Origin of the sequence: Bacillus infantis (assembly GCF_020171945.1) — a bacterium.
GTDB classification, from domain to species: Bacteria; Bacillota; Bacilli; order Bacillales; family Cytobacillaceae; genus Bacillus_AB; species Bacillus_AB infantis_A.
On the sequence record NZ_JAIVAP010000015.1, the window covers coordinates 1 to 20,474 of the forward strand.

The window sequence follows — 20,474 nt, forward strand, 5'->3', positions numbered from 1 at the left end:
TTCAGGGAGCAAGCTCCCATCCGTCCGCTCGACTTGCATGTATTAGGCACGCCGCCAGCGTTCGTCCTGAGCCAGGATCAAACTCTCCATATAAGAGTAAGATTTAGCTCTGATAAAAATTAAGATTAACGTTGACGTTTTTGTTCGTTCAGTTTTCAAAGGACAATCTTCGTCGCTCAGAAGCGACTTTATTAATATAACATCTCTCGATGAAGAAGTCAACATCTTTTTTGGTTTTTCAAAACTTCAATTCCGATGTTTTCGTTTCTCCCTCGTGAGGACAAGTAATAATATATCATGGGGAAATTACAATTGCAATATAATTTTTAAATTAAATTGCATTTTGTTTTTTACATAAAGAATGACTTGAGGAAAAACCTTTCTGATATATTCATCTATGCCAATCAGGCAGGGTCTCTAAAAAATGACTCAGCTGATCCAAGCCTTTTTGCAAACAGCACACCACAAAGAAAACTTATATAAAGGGTCATACAATCGAAGCAAGTCCATATAATATAGTAACATATTCGAAAGGTGAGATATATGCTTCAAACCGCCGCACTCTATTTATCATTTATCATGGCTGTATTCTTGTTGGCATTTTCCTATTTCGAAGGAATTAAAATTGCAGACTCGGAAGAAAAGGTCTATGGAGGCACTTTTATTTTCACAACGGTATCCGGTTTTATTTTCTCCGGGCTTACTTATGCATTTATCTAATACCATTTTAAAAGTGGCCATCCAACTGAGGACGGCCACTTTTCAGCTTAGCGTGAATTTCCTGCGGACCTGAACCTCATCATTTTCCAGGTTATCCCTCAAGTATGCGTTTAGTATACTCCTCCTCCAGCAGCGCAGAAATAACAGCATCTCTGTAATCTCCCCTGTGAACAAATCGCTTTCTTAGAAGGCCTTCTATTATAAAACCCTTTTTTTCAAGAAGCTTTTTGGAGGCAGCATTCTCCGGAAGATAGACCGCCTCTATCCTGTTCAGGTTCATGCAGATAAATCCATAGCGGATAATAGCATCCAAAGCTTCTGACATTACGCCTTTTCCCCAGGCCTCTGGATGGAGTTCATATCCGATTTCTGCTTTTTTATGGAGCTTTTCAATAGAATGGAATCCGCAGGTTCCCCGGAGAGTGTTGTCTTCTTTCCAGCAGATGGCCCATCTGATCTGCTTTTCCATACTGTATCTCCACAAAAGACTTTCGAGGAGACCTTCCGCTTCACTGATGGACCTAAAGGGCTCTACATCATAAAACCTGGTTGCTTCAGGATCCGAGAATATCCTGTACAGCTTTGGGATATCACCTTCCTCAGGCTTCCTGAGCAGAAGCCTTTCAGTCTCTATAATGGGGAATTCAGCAGAAAAGGCTGCTTCAATCCCTGCCATACCAATCAGCCTCCTCTTTATTGCGGTCAGCTCATGCAATCGAAGCTTCTCACCTAACGGCTTGGGTGGTTTCCGCTTACTTCTGTCTTCTTTGCTTTTCTCTTCATTATTCTGCCATCTGCAAGGAACAGCATGATACCCCCGATGACAATCATCCCTCCAGCAGCCTGATACCAGGCTACAAACTCCCCGAGTAAAAAATAAGCCAGGACAGCAGCACCCACCGGCTCAAACAGGATTGCCATAGAAATCGTAGAGGTGCTGAGCCATTTCAGTGACCAATTGAAAAGTGTATGTCCGAGCAGGGTCGGGACCAGCGCAAGGAGAATAAAGTAGACCCAGTCACTTGCAGGATAAGGTCCAAGAGGCTCACCAGCGGCAATTACATAAACCAATAGGGTAATGGCACTTATACTGTACACGGTGAATGTATAAGTAATAAGAGACAGCCGTTTTCGCACTGTCTGCCCAAACATCAAGTAAGCTGTAACCAGCGCACAGGCAGCAAGCGCCAAAAGATCTCCAAACAATGCAGTCCCACTGATCCTGAAATCCCCCCAGCTGATAAGCACACTTCCTCCGATAGCTATCACTCCGCTCAAAATTGCTTTCACTGTAAACCTTTCTTTGAAAAATAAGTAGGTCCCGGCGAAAGCGAACAGCGGCTGCAGGGTGACGAGGACAGTTGAGCTTGCCACCGAAGTAAAGCGGAGAGATTCAAACCAGAGGATAAAATGAAAGGCAAGGAATATCCCGGCAATGGCCGAATACAGCCAATCCCGCCAGCCAATCCGCTTGAGCTCTGGCCCATATTTAAATAATACGAAAGGGAGCATCAGCAAAACAGAAAAGAATAAACGATAAAAAGCTATCACTCCTGATGGTGCAGCTGAAAACTTAACTAGAATGGCAGACGTGGAAACAGACACCACACCGATTGCCAATGCTGCATATGGGTTTATCTTCGGCAAGTCTTTGCATCTCCTTCTAAGAAAAATCCAGTTTAGCTATAATATTACACTTACCGGTTTTCACATTGCCATCTTTTTTCGCACGGCAAGCATTGAATAGAAATGAAAAAGTGCCTGGCCCGAAATCGGGCAGGCACCTCTTGCCAATCGTCCTCTTGTTCTATTCCCCGCTCTCCACCTCTGCGGCAATAACTCCAATCAACGATTTCATTGTATAGTATACATCGGTCGTATACATGCTGCGCGTTGTGGTTATCACACAATTGATCAGTATATCATCTGCTTCTTCTTTGACACGTACCCGTTTGATTCCCAGTTTTTTGCTTTTAATTTCCTTCATCAAGGTTGTCAGGTCCGTACTTTTCTCAATATACAGCTTTACCCTGATTTCCTTTTCCTTCAGCTTTTTCGGCCCTACCCGCTCAAACAAAGCAGGAATCATTTTAACTCCAATGATGATAAAAATAACTCCTAAAAGCGCTTCTATATAAAAGCCTGCACCGATTGTAATCCCAATCCCTGCTGAAGCAAGCACAAGAGCGGCTGTCGTCAGCCCGGATATGGCTTCATTGCCCCTGCGAAGGATTACACCGGCTCCAAGAAAGCCGATGCCGCTGATTACATAAGAAGGAATCCTCCCTGGGTCCATCGGCCTTGAATATTCTTTTGAGTAAAGAAAAGCCGATTCATATGACACAATAGTCAAGAGGCATGCCATAACCGAAACAATCAGGCAGGTCTTGAGCCCGAGCGGCTTTCCTTTCAGTTCCCTTTCCAAACCTATGACAAGCCCTGCCAAAGCTGCGAAGCACAGCTTTACAAGCACATCATTTTTCATCACTGTATAAAACATTTCTTCCATAAGGTATCCCCTCTTCTATATCTATATCTATATAAATATTCCAATATAGATAGTTGAATAAACTAATTTTTGGATAAAAATAGCGGTAAGCATACTTTTCTTTTCCTACTTTATGCAGCCTTGCTCTCTAATATTATTGTGTACTTTCAGGATCACTGGCAGAAAACTTAAGATTTTATTTTCATAAAGAAAAATTAGAATTTCCTCTTGCATATTTGATCAATTACGGATATAATTTTTCTTGTACCGAACACGGGGCATTAGCTCAGCTGGGAGAGCGCTACGCTGGCAGCGTAGAGGTCAGCGGTTCGAGCCCGCTATGCTCCATACACCCAAAAGCCAAAATCCATTAGGATTTTGGCTTTTTTGTTATATCAGCATAATAAAAACACTTTTTGAAATACTTATTTTCATATTATTTTATTATACAGGAAAAATGTACCAGTGCCATTAACATGTTTAAGGTGCTGCAAATCGGGAATAATGCCCATAACACAATAACAAAGATGGGAGAGATTAGCATGATCTCAACAATCGCTATTTTGGCAGCAGCCTTTACTGCCGCAGCAGGCTTAAATTATTTTGCAGTGAAAGAGGCAGATTTTACTGAGGAAGATTTACTAAAGGATAAATGAGGATGGCCGAATATTTGAATACAGCAGATAAAAAATGACCCTTAACCAATTACATCAGTTGGCCAAGGGTCTTTATTTTTGTATAAAATCTCAGGTTCTATGGAAAGAGCCCAGAACTTCGGTCGTTTCTGTAATATTGACAAAGGCCTGCGGATCAACTTCATCTATCATGGCCTTGACTTCTGTCAGCTGATAGCGGGTTATGACTGTCATGAGGATCTTCCTGCCTTCCCCAGTGTAGCCGCCCTCTCCATTGATGACCGTGATCCCCCTGTATATGCTTGAGAGGAGCTTTGCCTTCATCTCTTCCCCTTTGGCCGTCACTATCATTACTGTCAGCTTAATATGCTTTGTATGGATGGTATCGACCACTTTACCTGTGGCGTAGATGGCGACCATTGTGTTCAATGCAGCATCCCAGCTGAAGATGAAGCCTGAAGCTAAAACAACAGTGGCATTCATCAGTGAAAGAATGGCGCCAAGCGGGAAATCCTTTTTCCTTGTCAGGAGCATGGCAATGATATCAAAGCCCCCGGAGGAACCTGAAGCCTTGAAGATCAGTCCGATTCCTGCACCCGTCAAGACTCCGCCGAAAACGGAAGACAATATCGGCTCGGAAGAAATTGCGTGGACCGGAATTAAGTAAAGGCTGACGGAAAGAGTCAGCACTGAAACGATTGTATAGAAGATAAACCGTTTCCCAAGCTTAATGACCCCAAGGATCAATAAAGGCAGATTCAACAGGAAGTTAAGGATACCTGTATTGAAGGGTGTAATGATGCCGAGCATGATTGCCACCCCGCTGAGCCCGCTGCTCAGGATTTCATGGGGGATCAGGAATAGATTATAAGCAAAGCCTACAATCGCAGAACCCAGAATAATGATCAGTAAATTTTTCATATGGCATCCCCCTTTATTTCCACAACAATAATAATTTAATTTATTATAGTAGAGAAATAAAGGAATCCCTAAAAAATAGTGTTTTCAGAATAAATAGCTATAACTGGAAATCAGTTTCCTGGTAAAAGAAATTTGGCGTTTTGACCTCATTCTTATAGCTGCTGTGAAAAATATGTGTAGCTGCCGGGGATATAGGCGGGATCAGCCAGGTCCATTCACCGGTTACCGGCCTGCCGCATGCTGACTCTTTTTCTTCAAACAGCCTGAACTGCTGTGCGGCTGTATGGTGATCAACGATGCTGACCCCTTTCTTTTTATACGAATGAAGAACAGCTGCATTCAGCTCAACCAGTGCACGGTCCTTCCACAAGGAGGCGTTCCTCTTTGTATCAAGCCCCATCCTGCCCGCTATTTCCGGGAGCAGATTATACCTGAAATCGTCTGCAAGATTCCGGGCGCCAATTTCAGTCCCCATGTACCAGCCATTAAAGGGTGCGGCTGTATAGCGGATCCCCCCGATTTCAAGGCACATATCCGAAATGAACGGAACAGCATACCACTTTAATTGAAGATCGCTGAACCATTCAAATTCAGGGTGCTCCAGGGGCACTTCAAGAATATCTTCAGCAGATATGTCAAAAAGCGCAGGCTTCCGCCCACCTATCTGGACAAGAAGAGGCAGGGGGTCAAACCGCCCATATTTCCCTGCCCACCCCAATTCACGGCACAGGTTCGTCAGTTTGACGGAGGCAGGGTCGCCTATAATCCTTTCTCCGGTATCATAGCCTGCATACCTGATCAGCTGGTGGTTAAGGATCCGCACTCTTTTGTTTTTATCCTCCTGACGGAATACAGTGATGGCAGATCTTACCTTGCCGCCGTTCGCAGCGTAGCTGATATGTCTCAGCAATGCTTGGCAAATTTCTTCTTCAGTCTCAAGCTCCCTTTCATCGAACACTTTAAGGCTGTCCCAAAAGAGCCTGCCGATGCAGCGGTTGCTGTTCCTCCAGGCCGTTTTTGCGCCATACTCTAACTCTTCATAGCTGTGGCGGTAACTGCCAGTTTGATCTATCTCCTCAAAGATTTCATTGAGCCGCTGCTCTGTTTCACTGCTGCTTTTATTCAGCTCTCTGTGGCATATAGCAATAAAACTCTCTGCTTTCTTCCTCAGTGCCTTAACCAAAAATTTGCCCCCCTGTATCGTAGAGTGATCTTGATGCATTGGCCATTAACGTTCAGGCTTTCTTGTCTGCAGGGTAGACAATGCCAAGCTGGCTTCTTACAGAATCCAGAATTTCCATGACAGCAAGGGAGTTAGACAATGTATTCGTTGCTGATTCCAGCTTTCCGCTTTTGACAAGCCCGACGAATTCCTCGGCTTCATAATACATCGATGCTTCCTTCTGCTCTCTTGTAATCGATTCTGAGCCGCCGCCGCGATAGCGTATTTCAGCACTTTCCGGCGTATGGATTTTATCAATCACAATATTTCCATTCTCTCCCTGAATTTCAGCAGGAAGCTGGGAGTCGGTAATTTTTGAATACATAATGACTGCATCCATCTCTTTATACTTCAGTACAATGCTTCCTTCCCCATCAACTCCTGAATCAAGCATAACCCCCTGTGCCTTGGCTTCATCCGGCTTGCCAAAGAGGACCACCAGCGGATAGATGCAGTAGATGCCTATATCCATCAATGCACCATTGGAGAACTCTGGTTTGAAGGCATTCAGGATTGTCCCTTCCTTGTATGCGTCATATCTTGAAGAATATTGGCAATACGAAGCAAAATACCTTCTGACCGGACCGATTTTACCAAGGTTCTCCTGGACAGCTTTAAAGTTCGGCATCAAAGTGGATTTCAGCGCCTCCATCAGTACTACCTTATTCCTTTGTGACGCTTCAATCATAAGCTTTAATTCAGCCGCATTGCTCGCTGCAGGTTTTTCGCAGAGGACATGCTTCCCATGTTCCATCATGAGAATTGATTGTTCCGCATGAAGTGAATTAGGGCTGGCAATGTAGACAGCGTCAATTTCACTGCTTGCTGCCATTTCCTCTAGGGACGTATATGTATGCTTCACACCATATTTATCTGCAAATTCCCTTGCTTTTTCCTCTGTCCGTGAATAAACAGCCGTAAGCGCAAAATCCTGCACTTTATCTGCTGCATCAAGAAATCTTTCTGTTATCCAATTTGTTCCGATCACACCGAAACGAACCATTACGGCACCTCCATGAATGCTTATTATTCTCTCCAACAAGGATACATTCTTTCTGCTAATTTCGCCAGCAGCTGCAATTTGTGGTTTCTCATCCAGCAGGCTGGGGGAAAATGACTGGAAAAAGGAGGTTATGTATGGATGGGCCGATCAACGCTGAATGGGAAGGTCGCTTTTATCACCGGAGCAAGCTCTGGCATCGGAAAGGCTGCCAGCATCAGGCTTGCTGAGGAAGGGGCCAAAATTGCTCTTGTCGATGTTAAGGAAGAGTTTGCTAAAGAAGTTAAAGATCAAATAGAGTCAGCAGGCGGAGAAGCTATGATCATTGAAACAGATGTTTCTGTTCCATTACAGGTGGAGGAGGCTTTTCAGAAGGTATCCAGTAAATGGGGACGCCTTGATATTGTTTTTGCCAATGCCGGTATAAATGGTGTGGTTGCCCCTATTGAAGACCTGACTCCTGAAGAATGGGATACGACCATTTCAACAAACCTGAAAGGAACCTTCCTGACAGTGAAGTATGCGGTGCCCCTTCTCAAGGAAGAGGGCGGGAGCATCATCATCACCAGCTCTATCAACGGCAACAGAATCTTCCGCAACTTTGGGATGTCAGCATACAGCACCTCCAAAGGGGGGCAGGTCAGCTTTGGAAAAATGGCTGCCCTTGAATTGGCAGGATACCGCATACGCGTCAACATGATTTGCCCTGGAGCCATCAGCACGAATATCGGAGAAAATACTTTTCCAGAGGAAAAAAACCTGAAAAAAGTAAAAATACCCGTTGAATTTCCGGAGGGAAGCATGCCTCTCGAGGATCATCCGGGATCCGCCGGACAGGTTGCCGACCTGGTCCATTTCCTTGCATCCGATTTGTCCAGCCATATTACCGGCACGGAGGTATATATTGACGGTGCCGAATCGCTCCTGTAATTATGCACTAAATGAATTAAAAGCCCGGCAGCTGCCGGGCTTTCTTTAAGCTATATGTAATATGGCTTTTTTTTCTTAACCTCTTTCCTGGATATCTCCTGCAAAAAGATTTTTTCTTTTAAAGTAAGCTCCCTTTTAAGGTTTGTGCGAAAATAATGCATAAGCTCCGCATATCTGATATTTACAATCCTCCATTTCCCCTTTCTCTGAGAATCCCAGCCACCTATTTATTTCTCCATTCCTTGTGTAATTCCTTGCCAGCAAAAAAATATTTTTCCTGTATGCATGTGCGTTTACAGCAGAGAGGATTATTGGTAAATACAATTGTAGGCTTAAGTTCTATTCCTTTAATCTATGTTTCGGAAAAAGGGACTTGGTTCATACTGGTAGGTGTCTGCATTCAGAAGGAGTGAACAGCATGCCGCATTTCATTTATTCCAGTTTTTTAAGGCTCCCGCTCGCTATAAGGATACTTCTCATTGCGCTATTGGTCATTCTGACATTCGGGTTTATCATTTCCATTCTTGAGCCGCATAATTTCCCCACGGTGTTTGATGGAGTATGGTGGGCAGTCATCACAGCTTCCACAGTAGGCTATGGTGATTATGTGCCGCATACTGTACCAGGGAAAGTAACAGGCATTATTTTAATTCTTACCGGAGCTGGCTTTTTGTCTACCTATTTTGTAACTCTGGCAGCTGCTGCCGTAACAAGACAAAATGATTATTTGGAGGGCAAAGTGAATTTTAAAGGAGAACATCATCTAATCATTATCGGCTGGAATGAACGTTCAAGAGAACTTATCACGGCATTGGCCGAGGAGCATAAAGGTATTTCCATTGCACTTATTGATGAGACGCTCCGATCCAACCCATCCCCCGGAGAAGTACACTTCATACAGGGACGGTCAAATCAGGATCAGGTGCTTCTAAAGGCAAATATCCAGAAAGCAAACAAAGTCATCATTACAGCTGACCAAAACAGGGATGAACTGCAGGCTGATATGAATTCAATTCTATCGCTTCTTGCCGTAAAAGGTTTGAATCCTGAAGTTCCTTGCATTGTCGAAATCCTTACATCTGAACAAGTTGCCAATGCGAGAAGGGCAGGAGCAGATGAAATCATCCAGACGAATATCCTGACAAGCTCCGTTATGATCCACAGCATTTCCGCACAGGAAATGGTCACTTCTTTCCTGGATCTGCTTGGCCATATGAACGGAAGAAGATTGAGGCTCATGCCCGCTAAAGACTTTGAACACGAAGTGACCTTTAACGATTTAAGCGCGCTGCTGCTTAAGGATGGCATGCTTCTCTTCGGCATAAAAAGAGGAGAGGAAACTTTTGTGAACCCTCCCCCCCCTTTCAGTATTGATTCAAATGATGAACTGATTGTAATTGCATGAATTAATATCAGCGGTCCAGCAGGAGTGACTCCAGCTCCTGGATGAGCGACCGGCCGATATCAACATATTTATCCGGGAAGCTGGCGTCTTTGTCCACAGGCTCCGAGAATTGGTTAAAAGAAGCAGTACGATTCCACGTATAAGCATGATCATCCAGCCCCCGCTGATACTTATGGGAGAGAAGGAATGGCCGCTCAATCTCAACAGTGCAGCCCCTTGAATCAAGCTGGCCATCAATGGATCTGAAAGGCACGCGCAGGAATTGATAGCCTACTTCATCATCTATCTTATAATCAAAGGCGCCATGGTCATATTCCCAGCCGCCTCCAACCGTATAGCCAGCCGGCTTGAGCAGCTGTTCAAGCTTGTACAGATCAAAATGCATCCCTTCCACCTGAGATGGTAATTCAATCATATCCAGCACCTCTTTTCTTTTTTTATAGTATTCCCGGTTTGCGTTTTACTATCATATTTTCTAGCCGGGGTGCTGCCCCTTAAAGGGATGATGACAGTGGCTTTTGCACAGCCTTTAGATCTGAAGGTCCAACTCAGAAAGTCTCCCAAACAGATCCCCGATATTGCACAAAAAAGAGTGCTGAAGATTTTTCAGCACTCTTTCTTTCATACCTATTTAAGCCTTTTTTCCAGCTCTGCTTTTTTCTCCTCATAGCCCGGCTTGCCAAGAAGCGCGAACATATTGACTTTATAAGCTTCTACACCAGGCTGGTCAAAAGGATTGACCCCCAGAAGGTAACCGCTCATGGCGCATGCCTTTTCAAAGAAGTATGCGAGGTATCCGAACGTATAGGCATCCATTTCAGGGATTGTCACAATCAGATTTGGCACCCCTCCATCTGTGTGGGCAAGCATTGTTCCTTCAAAGGCTTTGTTATTAACAAAGTCTACAGTCTTGCCGGCAAGGTAGTTCAGGCCGTCAAGATCGCTGTCAGCTTCTTCAATTGTCAGCTCATGCCGCGGCTTTTCCACTTTGATGATGGTTTCAAAGATGTCTCTGCGCCCTTCCTGCACATACTGTCCAAGAGAATGCAGATCTGTGGAGAAGTTGGCTGATGCCGGGAAGATCCCCTTCTGGTCTTTTCCTTCACTTTCGCCAAACAGCTGCTTCCACCATTCCGCAAAATACTGAAGCCCCGGCTCATAGTTGATCAGCATTTCGATTGTTTTTCCTTTATTGTACAAGGCATTGCGGACAGCTGCATATTGGTAGGCCGCATTTTCTTCGACTTCAGAGCTGCTGTATTCTTCACGGGCCTTTGCGGCTCCCTCCATCATGGCCTGGATATCAGCCCCGCTTACTGCGATTGGAAGGAGTCCTACTGCTGTAAGCACAGAGTAGCGTCCGCCGACATCATCAGGGATGATGAATGATTCATAGCCTTCTTCGTTAGCCAGTGTTTTTAATGCGCCTCTTGCTTTATCTGTTGTAGCATAAATGCGTTTGCGCGCTTCTTCCTGGCCATACTTCTCTTCAAGCAGGCTGCGGAAGATGCGGAATGCGATGGCAGGCTCTGTTGTCGTGCCGGATTTTGAAATGACATTGACTGAAAAGTCCTTGCCTTCAAGCAGATCCATAACATCCTTCATATAAGTTGAACTGATATTATTTCCAACGAACAGAACCTGCGGAGTCGTGCGCTTTTCCTTTGGAAGTTCATTGTAAAAGCTGTGCTGCAGCATTTCTATAGCTGCGCGGGCACCAAGATACGAGCCGCCGATGCCAATGACAAGCAGCACATCAGAGTCGCTCTTGATTTTTTCAGCCGCTTTCTGGATGCGGGCAAATTCTTCTTTATCATATTCAGCAGGCAGATCGATCCAGCCAAGATAGTCGCTCCCTGCCCCTGTTTTTTCATGCAGGGAATGGTGGGCAACCTTAACAGCATCCCTTAAATATGTAATCTCGTGTTCACCAAAGAAGCTCAGTGCTTTTGAGTAATCAAAACGAACATGTGTCATGAATGATCCTCCAATTATTTTTATTCTCTTTCACTTTAACCAAAGGCGTAACAGTAATCAAGAAACTAGCCATAATGTAAGCGTGTCCAAATCAGGTTTTTTTCTAAACAGGAACCAGATGGAAAAATTGGAATGCAAAATGGCGAATTAAGATGAAATAAAACCCGGTGCCAGGCACCAGGTTTTATGTTTTACAAGGATGCTTTGTAAATACTCACAACATCTTCGCGGTTCAGTTTTTTGAAGTTTCCGAACTCGCCGTTGGCCATAGCTTTGTCAGCCATTGTTTCAACGCCGCTTTCATTAATGTCATAATCAGCCAGACGTGACGGAGCGCCGATGCTGTTCCAGAACTCCCTCAGCTTTTCAATGCCCTCAAGTCCTGCTTCCTCATCTGTCTTCCCTTCAGGATCGACTCCGAACACACGGACTGCCAGCTGCTTGAAACGTGAAGGCTTCACGCTCAAGTTATGCTTCATCCAGTTCGGGAACAGGATGGCAAGGCCCCCGCCATGCGGAATATCATAGACTGCTGAGACAGCATGTTCAATATTGTGGGTTGCCCAATCCCCCCGGTAGCCCATTGACAGCATGCCATTGAGAGCCATTGTCCCGTTGTAGAGGATCGTTGCCCTGTGCTCATAATTCTCGAGATCCTTGAGCAGCTTAGGCGCAGTTTCCATTACAGTAAGCAGCAGGCCTTCACACATGCGGTCCTGCAGCAGTGTATTCTCTTCCAGGTGGAAATAATGTTCAAAAACATGGGACATCATGTCCACAATGCCATAGATGGTCTGGTCTCTCGGGACCGTGAATGTGTTGACAGGATCGAGAATAGAGAACTTAGGGAAAGTGACAGGGCTTCCCCAGCCATATTTTTCATTCGTTTCCCAATTTGTGATAACAGAGCCTGCATTCATTTCAGAACCGGTTGCTGCAAGGGTCAGTACAGTTCCAAAAGGAAGCGCCTCACTTGCGAAGGCCTTTTTAGTGACCAGATCCCAGGCATCTCCATCATATTTAGCGCCCGCCGCAATGGCCTTTGTGCAGTCGATTACACTTCCGCCGCCAACAGCAAGGATGAAATCAATGCCTTTATCTTTGCAGATTTCCACCCCTTTATGGACAGTCGAGAGCCTAGGATTTGGCTCTACTCCTGAAAGCTCGGACACTTCCGCACCAATTTCCTTCAGCTCGGCCAATACTTTATCATAAAGGCCGCTTCGTTTAATGCTTCCTCCCCCATATACCAGCAGTACGTTCTTTCCATATTGGGGAATCTCATTTCGCAGCTCCTTCAGCGTATCTTTGCCGAAGATCAATTTTGTCGGATTTGAAAATGTAAAGTTTTGCATGAAAGCATCCTCCTTTTCTTCGTTATTATTATCTGTTATTTGCAGTTGTAATGCAAAAAGTACGTTTTTTGATATAGAGCATGGGCACACTAAAAACAAAGTCATTCGAGCATGAATAATTACTGGATGACTGTATCACATTAGTAAAGAAAGAATAACAAAAGGAGGAAACAACAACATGAGTGCCATTCAACGCATTGCACTGGTTTTAACGATCATTGGTGCTATCAACTGGGGTTTAGTCGGCTTCTTCCAATTTGATCTTGTTGCAGCAATTTTCGGTGGACAAGACTCTGCTCTTGCCCGCATTGTGTATGGACTAGTAGGTATCGCAGGTCTTATCAACCTCGGCCTTTTATTCAAGCCAAGCGAAGAAGTAGAACGTGCTCCTGAGACAAACCGTTCATAATTCGGCTCGCGCCGGATGCACTGAAGCTTCTAATGAAAAAACTCCCCCGGCTGCCGGGGGAGTTTTTGTTTCAGCTCAATACTTTTTTGATTTTTCCAATTGCCCAATCGAGGTCTTCTTCACTGATGACCAGCGGAGGGGCAAAACGGATGACCGTATCATGCGTCTCTTTGCAGAGCAGCCCCTCTTCTTTTAAGGCTTCACAATACTTGCGCGCCGGCTCTGTCAGCTCTACGCCGATAAACAGCCCCCTGCCCCTCACTTCTTTAATGACCGGGTTCTCAATCTCCTTGAGCTTGGACATAAAGTAATCCCCGAGCTTCCGCGATCTTTCAGCAAGATTTTCATCTACAAGAACATCCAATGCGGCTACTGACACTGCACAGGCCATCGGATTGCCGCCAAAGGTTGAACCATGTGAGCCAGGATTAAAAACGCCAAGAACCTCTTCATCGGCAGCCACACATGAAATCGGGAATACACCGCCTCCAAGCGCCTTTCCGAGAATATACATATCCGGCTCAACACCCTCCCATTCACAGGCGAACATTTTACCTGAACGGGCCAGGCCAGCCTGTATTTCATCGGCAATGAACAGAACATTGTTTGCTCGGCACAGGTCGGAAGCCTGCTTCAGGAACCCTTCTTCAGGGATAACAATCCCGGCTTCCCCTTGGATAGGCTCAATCAGAAAAGCCGCTGTACGATCAGTAATCGCATTCTTCAACGCTTCCAGATCACCATACGGGATAAGCTTGATGCCAGGCAGCATCGGCCCAAAGCCCCTCTTGTACTCTTCTTCAGAAGATAGAGAGACGGCTGTCATCGTCCTGCCATGGAAGTTCCCGATGCAGGCAATGATTTCTGCCTGGTCCTCGGCCACTCCTTTACGGTCATATGCCCAGCGGCGCGCAGCCTTCACAGCTGTTTCGACTGCTTCGGCGCCGGTGTTCATCGGCAGGACCATTTCCTTGCCTGTCAGCCCGCTGACCTTCTCATACCATGGCCCAAGCTGATCATTATGGAAAGCGCGGGATGTCAGGGTAACCCGGTCTGCCTGATCCTTCAAGGCTTGTATGATCTTCGGATGGCGGTGACCCTGATTGACTGCCGAGTAGGCGCTGAGCATATCCATATACCGCTCACCTTCAGGGTTCTTCACCCAGACCCCCTCAGCTTCTGAGATAACGATCGGAAGAGGATGATAATTATTTGCCCCAAACTTTTCTGTCTGCTGAATTAACTGGCTGCTGTTTGCCATATAATGATTCCTCCATTCACACTTAGAAATTGTCTTTTTCATTGTAACGTTAATAGACAGCCCTTTAAAGGGGAGATGCCAGATTCTTCTGAAAAAAATATCATCTGAATTCACATATTTATTGTGCAAGTTCTATGCCAGCTTCAAATAAGGGGAATATCCCAGTCTTAAATATCTCAAAGGCAAAATATCTTTGCATCTATAATCCAGCCGAGGGTAAATAACGCAAAATAAATTTGCACTCTAAGGCAGGAAAGCCTTACAATAAAAAAAGACAATACAAAGGAGCCGCAGACAATATGATGAATGAACAGCACCATTTAACAGCAATCATCCTTGAGCAGATCCTTGAACATGCGGATGCCGGTATCCATGCGATTGATCACGAAGGCAGGACTATCATCTATAACCGCAAGATGGCTGAAATAGAAGGAATGGACCCTGAATTTGTAGTTGGGCGCAGCCTCCTCGAGGTGTTCCCCTTCAGCCGCAGGGAAGACAGCACACTTTTGCTGGCGCTCCAGAGCGGGAAAGGAACAAAGCCTGCCAAACAGACTTATTTTAACAGCAAAGGAAAAGAGATTACCGCCCTTAATCATGCCATTCCTATTCTGGCAGAGGGCAAAACATTAGGGGCAATTGAAATCGCAAAGGATGTCAGCCGGATTGAAAGGCTGATAAAAGAGAATATCTCCAGAAAAAATAGTGCCCGCTATACGTTTGAGAGCATCATAGGAAGGAGCAAAGCAATCCTTGAAGTCGTGGAGGCGGCAAAAAGAGCGGTCAGGACAACTTCCCCCATCCTGATTGCAGGAGAGACCGGAACAGGGAAAGAACTATTCGCCCAGAGCCTGCATAGCGGAAGTCTGCGCTCACCAGGTCCGTTTGTTGCCCAAAACTGCGCAGCCCTCCCGGAAACACTGGTTGAAAGCATCCTTTTCGGCACAAAAAAAGGCGCCTTCACAGGGGCGGTGGATCGTCCGGGGCTGTTTGAACAGGCGGAAGGAGGGACACTGCTCCTGGACGAAATCAATTCGATGCCAGCTGCCCTGCAGGCAAGGCTTCTGCGCGTACTGCAGGAGAAAAAAGTCAGGCGGATCGGGGATACGAAAGACCGGGAGACAGATGTCAGGATAATTGCGACGATTAATGAAGACCCCATTGATGCGATTGCAGGAGGACGGCTGCGGAAGGATTTATATTACAGGCTTAGCGCGGTATCCCTTTTCATACCTCCATTAAGGGAACGGAAGGAGGATATTCTGCTGCTTTCCTCCTTTTTCATCCAGAAATATAACGATTGGTTCGGCATGGAAATTCGGGGGCTGGATGAAGAGACAGAAGAGCAGTTTCTCCGGTACGATTGGCCGGGCAATATCCGTGAGCTTGAGCATGTGATTGAAGGGGCTATGAACATGGCTGAAGAGGATGCCAGGATAACAACGGAGATACTTCCCCACCATTTCAGGCATAGAGCTGACGGCAGCCATTCTTTCCAGGGAAGAATGCCGGAAGAAGCAGCCGGGTCACTGCCCAGCCTGGCCGATTATGTAGCTTCTGCTGAAAAAGGGTATATAAACAAGGTGTGGCGTGAACATAATGGCAATATCACTCAGACTGCAAAAATTCTTGGCATGAGCAGGCAAAACCTCCAATACCGGATTAAAAAGCATGATCTCACATACCCGGGGAGCAATGCTTAGATAATAAAGAAAAGGCCAGGCATAAATGCCCGGCCTTTCTTCATATAACATATTAGCGCTGTGACTGGTCAATCCACTCTTGAAGCTTATCTTTGAGCGTGTTGAAGCCCTGGGAAGAATCAGGATCGTTATGCTGAATCGCTGCAGCCTGGCGTGGTTTGCGAGGCTTTCTTGCTTTTGCATCAGCAGCTTCAGCTGGTGCATCTTCAGTTGCACGGATAGATAAACCGATCTTTCCTGCAGCTTCATCTACAGAAAGAACCTTTACGTTTACTTCATCCCCAACCTTCAGGTGCTCGTTAACATCCTTTACATACCCGTGAGTAATTTCAGAAATGTGTACCAATCCCTGTGTATTTTCATCAAGAGCAACGAATGCGCCGTATGGCTGAATTCCAGTAACCTTTCCTGTTAATACGCTGCCTACTTCGATTTTCTCTGACATATGAACACTCCTAATACCTATTTATTTTCATCGATTATACGCAATTAAAAATTATATCATATATCATCCCTTTTATCAAAACAATCCTTTTTGAGAAAATAACCTCTGTATATGCACTTCAGCTGCTCTCAGAGATCCAGCTTAAGTCTTCTTCTTGAATGCCTCATCTTCGTTCTGAAACACTCTGGCTGGATCACACGCCCTCTTGAGTTCTCTTTCCTCATTAAAGCTGTTAATAACATTTATCGAACTGTAACAAAAAATACAAGGATGTCAAAATTCATACATCTAAATCAGCAGTAAAATATATGTGTAAGATCATTCTGTGAAAGGGTGGGTGCAAATGTCCGCAATCGGTCTTGCTATTAAGCAGAATAGAGAAAGATTGAATATGACTCAGCAGGAATTGGCGGTAAAGCTTAGAATAGGCACAAGCACTATTGAAAAATACGAATATGGCTGCCAGCAGCCTGACACCCAGACTATCTTAAAAATTTCAACAATCCTGGACGTGCCGGCATCCGAGTTATTGAAGGATGGTTCCGCTGCTTGCCAGACAGAACTGGATCCTGAGCTGGAGCAGCTCCTTTTGGATACAGGCATATGCGATGCGAAATTGATCTTGAAAAAAGCGAAGAAAATGGGAAAAGAAAATCTTTTGAGGATGATGGATACGATCCAGGAAACGAGATAAACTTCCACCTGATATCTTAATAAAAATATTTTCTGAGTTTTTATGTATACAAAAGGGGAAATACGGAAAAGCTTAAAACATAAGCTTTCTAGTATTCCCCCCCTTTTTTGAAGTGGATATCCTGATGGATATCCATTTTTTTGTAATATAAGAAAGTATATTTGTTAACTTCGATTACTGTCTAGCTCCAGCGCCTACCCCCTCGAGGTCACAAGCCAATCCTGCCAAAAAGGCAAAAAACGCCTTTCTGGCAGGATTGGCTTGTGCTTGTCGGGGGTGAGCAAGGCGCTTGCGCTTTTCTTATTTCCTGTTTTCAAGAAAGCGGCCGATCCTTTTTACGGCTTCCTGCAGCTGTTCCATGGATGATGCATATGAACAGCGGATATGCCCTTCCCCGCTTTCTCCAAAGACATTTCCTGGGACGACGGCTACTTTTTCCTCCAGCAGCAGCTGTTCTGCAAACTGTTCGGAGGTTAATCCTGTTCCTTCAATGGAAGGAAAGGCATAGAAAGCACCGCCGGGGATATGGCACGGCAGCCCGATATCCTCCAGGGACTGCACGAAATAATTGCGGCGGCGCCGGTAGCTTTTTTGCATGCTGTCCACATCGCCCCTTCCCGTCCTCAGCGCTTCCAGAGCTGCAAACTGCGCCATTGTCGGTGCACACATCATACTATACTGGTGAATCTTCAGCATGGCCTGGGATATCTCCTTCGGCGCACAAATAAATCCGAGCCTCCAGCCGGTCATGGCAAAGCCTTTCGAGAATCCTGAGATCAATAATGTTCTCTCCTTCATCCCGCTGATGCTGGCAAAGCTTGTATATGCCTCATCATAGACGAGCTCCGCATAAATTTCATCAGACAGCACAAGAAGATCATGCTTTTCTGCAACAGCCGCAATGCCCTCCAGTTCTTTGCCCGAAAGCATCGTGCCGGTAGGATTATTGGGAGAGCAGAGGAGGATCGCCTTTGTCCGCGAGGTTATCGCCTGTTCCAGCTGGGATGGGAGAATTTTGAAGTCATCCTCCTTTCTCGTCTGGACAGTAACAGGATTTCCTCCTGCCAGGCTTACAAGCGGAGCATAAGAAACGAAGCAAGGCTCAATCACGATCACTTCGTCCCCCTGATCTAGGATGGCCCTTAAAGCGATATCGATTGCCTGGCTTGCCCCTACTGTCACGATGATTTCAGATTCCGGTTCATATTGGACCCCGAAGCTTTTCACCATGTAAGAGGCAATTTCCTGCCTTAGTTCAAGCAGGCCGGCATTCGCGGTATACGAGGTATATCCCTGCTCCAGCGACAGGATTGCCGCTTCCCTGACGGACCAGGGGGTAACGAAATCCGGCTCGCCGACACCAAGTGAGATTACGCCTTCCATTCCTGCCGCCAGATCAAAAAAGCGCCTGATGCCTGACGGCTTGAGCTGATCGACCTTAGCGGATATATAAGTTTTCGTTTTCATCATGGCGATACCACTATTCTTTTATCTTCGTCTTCCTGGTCAAAGATGGTCCCATCATGCTTATATTTCTTCAGAATGAAATGAGTGGTAGTCGACAGCACTGAATCCAGGGTCGAAAGCTTCTCTGATACAAACCGGGCAACTTCATTCATGGAACGCCCTTCCACAATGACAGACAGGTCGTAGGCCCCAGACATAAGATAAACAGAGCTTACCTCCTTGTACCGGTATATCCTCTGTGCGACCTCGTTAAAGCCGACTCCCCTCTTCGGGGTCACCTTAACATCGATCATGGCGGTTACGCCCTCGTGGCCGTCAATTCTGGCCCAGTCCACTGCAGAGGTATATCGGACAATCACCCGGGACTGCTCCAGCTTCTCCAGCAGCGCTGCCGCCTCATCAACAGAGATGGCAGCCATTTTCGCCACATCTTCAAGCGGGGTGCGTGCATCTTTTTCCAGAATTTCAACAATTTCAAGTTCTTTATCACTCAGTCTCATGGACCTTCCTCCCATTCACGTTTAAAATAGTTACATTATAGCAAAATCAGCGAGAGAATATATCTCACTTTTCTATTATTTTTCTAAAATAATTTTTTCGCTATGTGTGAAGGTTACCAAAAAGGGAATGATATTACGGATAAAACCTGCCAGGCACTACCATTTTTCATAGGGGTGAGGGTAATGATGCAAGCCTTTAAGACTGAAGAAATCGAAGTGAATGGGAATACAATTTATTATGAACAGTACGGACAGGCTTCCTCAAGAGAGACTATCGTCCTCCTGCACGGCTTTCTTTCCTCCTCCTTCAGTTTCAGGAGACTGATCCCTTTTCTGCAGGAAGACTTCAATGTGATTTCTATCGATCTGCCCCCGTTTGGAAAAAGCGGGAAATCGGATCGCTATATCTATTCCTACAAAAATACTGCCCAAACAGTCATGCAATTCCTTGAAAAGCTCGGTCTCGACAAAGTCACGATTGCCGGCCATTCCATGGGCGGACAGATTTCGCTCAATGTAGCACACCAATATCCTGGCATAATAAAAAAAGCGATCCTTCTTTGCAGCTCAAGCTATTTGCCCAAATTAAAGATGCCGCTGGTCCTGTCGAGCTACCTCCCTTATTTCCATTTGTATGTAAAGCTGTATCTGCAGCGCTCGGGCGTCCGGCAGAATTTAAGGAATGTTGTCCATGACCACAGCATGATCACGGATGAAATGATGTACGGATATCTGGCTCCTTTTCTGGAGGATGACATTTTCAAGGCCTTGACCAGGATGATCAGGCACAGGGAAGGCGACTTGGATGAAAAGGCTCTGAAAGGCATTGACACACCCTGCCTCCTCATATGGGGCGAGCATGACAGGGTTGTCCCGCTATCCATCGGAAAAAGGCTGGACAGCGACCTGCCAAACTCCAGGCTCATTGTGCTCAAAGACACAGGACATCTTGTCCCGGAAGAACGGCCGGAAGAAGTGTACAGCCATATGAAGGCATTTATTTGCGCCAAATGATATAAGAATGGCCGGACACCCATTTGGTGCCGGCCATTCTTCAACGTACATGATTTATATCGTGCAGCTCCCGCTGTTTTTAATAACAAGGAGCGTGTCAGCCATCTTTTTGCACTGCTCCAGAGGGATGATGCTTTCGAAGGAAAATTCATAAATGCCCTGGATTTTCCGTGCGAGTTTATCGGGGCTGTCCAAATCATGAACGGCCTGGATGGCGTCTGCTATTTCAGTATCATAATTCCCTTCCCCGCAGCGGAAAGGATCCCATTGATCCAGTGCCTGGTACATCATCATGTGCATAACCTGGACTTCCATTAGAAACCACCTT

General features: G+C 45.6%; 21 protein-coding genes, 1 tRNA gene and 1 rRNA gene. 8 read left to right on the forward strand and 15 right to left on the reverse strand.

Features of this window, described 5'->3' with window-relative positions:
- The 4 genes from LCM00_RS17800 to LCM00_RS17815 all read right to left on the reverse strand — a co-directional run.
- A 16S ribosomal RNA gene (locus LCM00_RS17800) occupies positions 1-93 on the reverse strand; the annotation flags it as partial.
- A 718-nt stretch (positions 94-811) separates the two neighbouring features.
- Positions 812-1,396 carry a GNAT family N-acetyltransferase gene (locus LCM00_RS17805; protein WP_224904599.1) on the reverse strand — a complete coding sequence of 195 codons (585 nt, stop codon included), beginning with the start codon at positions 1,394-1,396 and terminating at the stop codon, positions 812-814.
- A 53-nt stretch (positions 1,397-1,449) separates the two neighbouring features.
- Positions 1,450-2,358: a DMT family transporter gene (locus LCM00_RS17810; protein ID WP_224904796.1), complete on the reverse strand. Its 909-nt coding sequence runs from the start codon at positions 2,356-2,358 to the stop codon at positions 1,450-1,452.
- Between the two features lie 169 nt (positions 2,359-2,527).
- On the reverse strand, positions 2,528-3,229 hold the full coding sequence (locus tag LCM00_RS17815; protein ID WP_224904601.1) for an MgtC/SapB family protein: 702 nt from the start codon (positions 3,227-3,229) through the stop codon (positions 2,528-2,530).
- Positions 3,230-3,483: 254 nt separating this feature from the next.
- On the opposite strand from LCM00_RS17815, the gene LCM00_RS17820 reads away from it, so the two are divergent.
- Together LCM00_RS17820 and LCM00_RS17825 are read left to right on the forward strand one after the other, a co-directional pair.
- Positions 3,484-3,556: transfer RNA gene (locus LCM00_RS17820), tRNA-Ala, on the forward strand.
- Positions 3,557-3,684: 128 nt separating this feature from the next.
- Positions 3,685-3,864, forward strand: coding sequence for a hypothetical protein (locus LCM00_RS17825; RefSeq protein ID WP_224904603.1), 180 nt, complete (start codon positions 3,685-3,687; stop codon positions 3,862-3,864).
- A 90-nt stretch (positions 3,865-3,954) separates the two neighbouring features.
- Here LCM00_RS17825 and LCM00_RS17830 read toward each other — a convergent pair whose 3' ends face one another.
- The 3 genes from LCM00_RS17830 to LCM00_RS17840 form a co-directional block, all read right to left on the reverse strand.
- On the reverse strand, positions 3,955-4,764 hold the full coding sequence (locus LCM00_RS17830; protein WP_224904605.1) for a YitT family protein: 810 nt from the start codon (positions 4,762-4,764) through the stop codon (positions 3,955-3,957).
- Positions 4,765-4,861: 97 nt separating this feature from the next.
- The gene (locus tag LCM00_RS17835) at positions 4,862-5,986 is read right to left on the reverse strand and encodes a nitric oxide synthase oxygenase (protein WP_224904607.1); all 1,125 of its coding nucleotides are present in this window, start codon (positions 5,984-5,986) and stop codon (positions 4,862-4,864) included.
- Positions 5,987-5,999: 13 nt separating this feature from the next.
- Positions 6,000-6,989, reverse strand: a complete 990-nt coding sequence (locus tag LCM00_RS17840; protein WP_224904609.1) for a Gfo/Idh/MocA family protein — start codon at positions 6,987-6,989, stop codon at positions 6,000-6,002.
- 138 nt (positions 6,990-7,127) lie between these two features.
- Here LCM00_RS17840 and LCM00_RS17845 point away from each other — a divergent pair, with 138 nt between their 5' ends.
- The gene (locus LCM00_RS17845) at positions 7,128-7,916 is read left to right on the forward strand and encodes an SDR family oxidoreductase (RefSeq protein ID WP_224904611.1); all 789 of its coding nucleotides are present in this window, start codon (positions 7,128-7,130) and stop codon (positions 7,914-7,916) included.
- A 418-nt stretch (positions 7,917-8,334) separates the two neighbouring features.
- Positions 8,335-9,321 carry a potassium channel family protein gene (locus LCM00_RS17850; protein WP_224904613.1) on the forward strand — a complete coding sequence of 329 codons (987 nt, stop codon included), beginning with the start codon at positions 8,335-8,337 and terminating at the stop codon, positions 9,319-9,321.
- A 7-nt stretch (positions 9,322-9,328) separates the two neighbouring features.
- Here the strand turns inward: LCM00_RS17850 and LCM00_RS17855 are convergent, their stop codons facing one another.
- From LCM00_RS17855 to LCM00_RS17865, 3 genes are all read right to left on the reverse strand, one after another.
- Positions 9,329-9,736 (reverse strand): YugN-like family protein, encoded by a 408-nt coding sequence (locus LCM00_RS17855; protein WP_224904615.1) that lies wholly within the window; start codon positions 9,734-9,736, stop codon positions 9,329-9,331.
- A gap of 212 nt (positions 9,737-9,948) precedes the next feature.
- Complete coding sequence (locus LCM00_RS17860; RefSeq protein ID WP_224904618.1) at positions 9,949-11,298, reverse strand: glucose-6-phosphate isomerase; 1,350 nt, start codon at positions 11,296-11,298, stop codon at positions 9,949-9,951.
- A gap of 191 nt (positions 11,299-11,489) precedes the next feature.
- Positions 11,490-12,653: an iron-containing alcohol dehydrogenase gene (locus LCM00_RS17865; RefSeq protein WP_224904620.1), complete on the reverse strand. Its 1,164-nt coding sequence runs from the start codon at positions 12,651-12,653 to the stop codon at positions 11,490-11,492.
- Positions 12,654-12,831: 178 nt separating this feature from the next.
- Between LCM00_RS17865 and LCM00_RS17870 the strand changes: the two genes are divergently transcribed.
- Positions 12,832-13,062 (forward strand): DUF378 domain-containing protein, encoded by a 231-nt coding sequence (locus LCM00_RS17870; RefSeq protein ID WP_009795402.1) that lies wholly within the window; start codon positions 12,832-12,834, stop codon positions 13,060-13,062.
- A gap of 70 nt (positions 13,063-13,132) precedes the next feature.
- Here the strand turns inward: LCM00_RS17870 and LCM00_RS17875 are convergent, their stop codons facing one another.
- Positions 13,133-14,323 (reverse strand): ornithine--oxo-acid transaminase, encoded by a 1,191-nt coding sequence (locus LCM00_RS17875; RefSeq protein WP_224904622.1) that lies wholly within the window; start codon positions 14,321-14,323, stop codon positions 13,133-13,135.
- Positions 14,324-14,622: 299 nt separating this feature from the next.
- Between LCM00_RS17875 and LCM00_RS17880 the strand changes: the two genes are divergently transcribed.
- Positions 14,623-16,026 (forward strand): sigma-54 interaction domain-containing protein, encoded by a 1,404-nt coding sequence (locus tag LCM00_RS17880; RefSeq protein ID WP_224904624.1) that lies wholly within the window; start codon positions 14,623-14,625, stop codon positions 16,024-16,026.
- A gap of 52 nt (positions 16,027-16,078) precedes the next feature.
- Here the strand turns inward: LCM00_RS17880 and yugI are convergent, their stop codons facing one another.
- The gene (gene yugI / locus LCM00_RS17885; RefSeq protein ID WP_224904626.1) at positions 16,079-16,471 is read right to left on the reverse strand and encodes a S1 domain-containing post-transcriptional regulator GSP13; all 393 of its coding nucleotides are present in this window, start codon (positions 16,469-16,471) and stop codon (positions 16,079-16,081) included.
- Between the two features lie 343 nt (positions 16,472-16,814).
- Here yugI and LCM00_RS17890 point away from each other — a divergent pair, with 343 nt between their 5' ends.
- On the forward strand, positions 16,815-17,165 hold the full coding sequence (locus tag LCM00_RS17890; RefSeq protein WP_224904628.1) for a helix-turn-helix domain-containing protein: 351 nt from the start codon (positions 16,815-16,817) through the stop codon (positions 17,163-17,165).
- 300 nt (positions 17,166-17,465) lie between these two features.
- On the opposite strand, the gene LCM00_RS17895 is transcribed toward LCM00_RS17890, so the two are convergent.
- On the reverse strand, positions 17,466-18,635 hold the full coding sequence (locus tag LCM00_RS17895) for an aminotransferase (protein ID WP_224904630.1): 1,170 nt from the start codon (positions 18,633-18,635) through the stop codon (positions 17,466-17,468).
- Entirely contained in the window at positions 18,632-19,132 is a 501-nt protein-coding gene (locus LCM00_RS17900) for an Lrp/AsnC family transcriptional regulator (RefSeq protein WP_224904632.1), read from the reverse strand. Before LCM00_RS17900 ends, LCM00_RS17895 begins: the two co-directional genes overlap by 4 nt.
- 183 nt (positions 19,133-19,315) lie before the next feature.
- Here LCM00_RS17900 and LCM00_RS17905 point away from each other — a divergent pair, with 183 nt between their 5' ends.
- Positions 19,316-20,146: an alpha/beta fold hydrolase gene (locus LCM00_RS17905; protein ID WP_404802176.1), complete on the forward strand. Its 831-nt coding sequence runs from the start codon at positions 19,316-19,318 to the stop codon at positions 20,144-20,146.
- 54 nt (positions 20,147-20,200) lie between these two features.
- Here LCM00_RS17905 and LCM00_RS17910 read toward each other — a convergent pair whose 3' ends face one another.
- On the reverse strand, positions 20,201-20,461 hold the full coding sequence (locus tag LCM00_RS17910) for a YugE family protein (protein ID WP_224904634.1): 261 nt from the start codon (positions 20,459-20,461) through the stop codon (positions 20,201-20,203).
- Positions 20,462-20,474 lie beyond the last annotated feature (13 nt).

Excerpts from the sequence above, each read along its gene's own strand:
- LCM00_RS17815 (WP_224904601.1), bottom strand. The coding sequence starts at position 3,229 with ATGGAAGAAATGTTTTATACAGTGATGAAAAATGATGTGCTTGTAAAG.
- LCM00_RS17880 (WP_224904624.1), top strand. The coding sequence starts at position 14,623 with ATGATGAATGAACAGCACCATTTAACAGCAATCATCCTTGAGCAGATC.
- LCM00_RS17910 (WP_224904634.1), bottom strand. The coding sequence starts at position 20,461 with ATGGAAGTCCAGGTTATGCACATGATGATGTACCAGGCACTGGATCAA.
- LCM00_RS17870 (WP_009795402.1), top strand. The coding sequence starts at position 12,832 with ATGAGTGCCATTCAACGCATTGCACTGGTTTTAACGATCATTGGTGCT.
- LCM00_RS17845 (WP_224904611.1), top strand. The coding sequence starts at position 7,128 with ATGGGCCGATCAACGCTGAATGGGAAGGTCGCTTTTATCACCGGAGCA.
- LCM00_RS17835 (WP_224904607.1), bottom strand. The coding sequence starts at position 5,986 with ATGCATCAAGATCACTCTACGATACAGGGGGGCAAATTTTTGGTTAAG.
- LCM00_RS17805 (WP_224904599.1), bottom strand. The coding sequence starts at position 1,396 with ATGGCAGGGATTGAAGCAGCCTTTTCTGCTGAATTCCCCATTATAGAG.
- LCM00_RS17890 (WP_224904628.1), top strand. The coding sequence starts at position 16,815 with ATGTCCGCAATCGGTCTTGCTATTAAGCAGAATAGAGAAAGATTGAAT.
- LCM00_RS17860 (WP_224904618.1), bottom strand. The coding sequence starts at position 11,298 with ATGACACATGTTCGTTTTGATTACTCAAAAGCACTGAGCTTCTTTGGT.
- LCM00_RS17855 (WP_224904615.1), bottom strand. The coding sequence starts at position 9,736 with ATGATTGAATTACCATCTCAGGTGGAAGGGATGCATTTTGATCTGTAC.
- LCM00_RS17875 (WP_224904622.1), bottom strand. The coding sequence starts at position 14,323 with ATGGCAAACAGCAGCCAGTTAATTCAGCAGACAGAAAAGTTTGGGGCA.
- LCM00_RS17850 (WP_224904613.1), top strand. The coding sequence starts at position 8,335 with ATGCCGCATTTCATTTATTCCAGTTTTTTAAGGCTCCCGCTCGCTATA.
- LCM00_RS17840 (WP_224904609.1), bottom strand. The coding sequence starts at position 6,989 with ATGGTTCGTTTCGGTGTGATCGGAACAAATTGGATAACAGAAAGATTT.
- LCM00_RS17830 (WP_224904605.1), bottom strand. The coding sequence starts at position 4,764 with ATGAAAAATTTACTGATCATTATTCTGGGTTCTGCGATTGTAGGCTTT.
- LCM00_RS17905 (WP_404802176.1), top strand. The coding sequence starts at position 19,316 with ATGATGCAAGCCTTTAAGACTGAAGAAATCGAAGTGAATGGGAATACA.
- LCM00_RS17895 (WP_224904630.1), bottom strand. The coding sequence starts at position 18,635 with ATGATGAAAACGAAAACTTATATATCCGCTAAGGTCGATCAGCTCAAG.
- LCM00_RS17865 (WP_224904620.1), bottom strand. The coding sequence starts at position 12,653 with ATGCAAAACTTTACATTTTCAAATCCGACAAAATTGATCTTCGGCAAA.
- yugI (WP_224904626.1), bottom strand. The coding sequence starts at position 16,471 with ATGTCAGAGAAAATCGAAGTAGGCAGCGTATTAACAGGAAAGGTTACT.
- LCM00_RS17825 (WP_224904603.1), top strand. The coding sequence starts at position 3,685 with ATGTTTAAGGTGCTGCAAATCGGGAATAATGCCCATAACACAATAACA.
- LCM00_RS17900 (WP_224904632.1), bottom strand. The coding sequence starts at position 19,132 with ATGAGACTGAGTGATAAAGAACTTGAAATTGTTGAAATTCTGGAAAAA.